This window comes from Roseivivax isoporae LMG 25204 (genome assembly GCF_000521865.1).
GTDB classification, from domain to species: Bacteria; Pseudomonadota; Alphaproteobacteria; order Rhodobacterales; family Rhodobacteraceae; genus Roseivivax; species Roseivivax isoporae.
On record NZ_JAME01000105.1, the window covers coordinates 1 to 1685 of the forward strand.

1 protein-coding gene is annotated in these 1685 nt (G+C 72.0%); it reads left to right on the top strand.

The genetic code is table 11. The features are described from left to right. A partial coding sequence (locus RISW2_RS22760) for a dihydroxyacetone kinase subunit DhaK (RefSeq protein ID WP_341872024.1) occupies nucleotides 1-1685 on the top strand: 1685 nt, incomplete at both ends.

Here is a 1685-nt window from a genome sequence, read left to right on the forward strand (position 1 = left end):
ACAGCAGACCACGCTATCCCCCTCCGCTACGGCGACGACGCGCTGCTCTGGGCGGCGTGGCTCTATTACGAGGAGGGGCTGACGCAGCACGAGATCGCCACGGAGATGGGAATCTCGCGGCCGACGGTGAACACCTACCTCGCCGAGGCCCGCGACACCGGCGTGGTCGAGATCGCCATCAGCGCCGACCGCATGCGGTGCCTGTCGCTCGCCCGCCAGGTGGCGGAGCATTTCGGGCTCGACGATTGCATGGTGATCCCCTCGCGCGGCGGGCCGCGCAGTCTCATCGACCGGCTCGGGTCTGCAGGGGCGCAGGCGGTCTCGAGGCATCTGCGGTCGGGCATGACGCTGGCGGTCTCCTGGGGCCGGACCATGCACGCGGTCGCCGCCGCGATGGAAGCGGACGGCAACCTGCGCGACCTCTCGGTGGTGCAGACCACGGGCGGCACGACGGGTCGCGTCGACTTCACGCCCGAGGCCTGCGCCCGACTGATGGCCGACCGGCTGGACGCGCGGTGCATCCCCATCTCGGCCCCCGCTCTGGTGTCCACCCGAGCGGTGCGGGACACGCTCCTGTCGGAAGGGGTCATCGCCGAGCAGATCGAACAGCTTGGCCGCGCCGATTGCATCGTCTTCGGGGTGTCGTCCCTGCGGCCGGAATCGACGCTGCACGTCTCGGGCCTGATCGACGAGGCGGTCCGCCAGCACCAGACGTTCTCGGACGCCGTGGGCTCGGTGATCGGGCGGCTCATCGACAGCCGCGGGCAGCCGGTCGACGGCCCGCTGGACGCGCGCATCATCGGCCTGCCGCTGGACGACCTCAAGCGCCGGAAACAGAAGATCGCGGTGGCGGGCAGCGTCGACAAGGTGCCGGCGATCCTCGCAACCCTGCGCGGCGGCTATGCCGACATCCTGGTGACCGACGCCGAGACGGCGAACGGCCTCCTGCGCGCCGATGGCGTGGAGCCGCGCCCGCCCCGGCCGGGCTCCCGCCGGGCGCCGCCCGCGCCGGCCGACGCCTCCCCCGCGGGCCCCCGGCGGATCAAGAAGTTCCTGAACGCCCCCCGCGACGCGGTGGACGAGGCGCTCCAGGGCGCGCTCGCATCCTATCCGGGCCATCTGCGCGCACTCGACGACAGCGGGCGCTCCCTCGTGTCCGCACGCGACAAGGCCGCGGGCAAGGTCGGGATCGTGATCGGCGGCGGCGCGGGGCACGAGCCGTGCTTCCTGGGCTTCGTCGGCACCGGCCTGGCCGACGCGGTGGCGGTCGGCAACGTCTTCGCCTCGCCACCGCCCGACCGGGTGCTGCTCTGCTCCGAGGCCGCGCATCGCGGCGCGGGACTTCTCTACATCTACGGGAATTACACCGGCGACATCATGAACTTCGACATGGCGGCCGAGATGGCCGCGGCGCAGGGGATCGACGTGCGCACCGTCCTGACCACCGACGACGCTGCCTACTCGGCCGAGAGCGACCGCGCCGGGCGCCGCGGCACCGCCGGCAACCTCTTCGTCTTCAAGATCGCGGGCGCCGCGGCCGAACGCGGCCTGTCACTGGACGAGACCGAGCGCCTGGCCCGGAAGGCCAATGCCAATTGCCACACGATGGGAATCGCGCTCGATCCCTGCTCGATGCCGGAAAGCTCCGGCCCGAGCTTCCCGCTCGGCGGGGACGAGATCGAGGT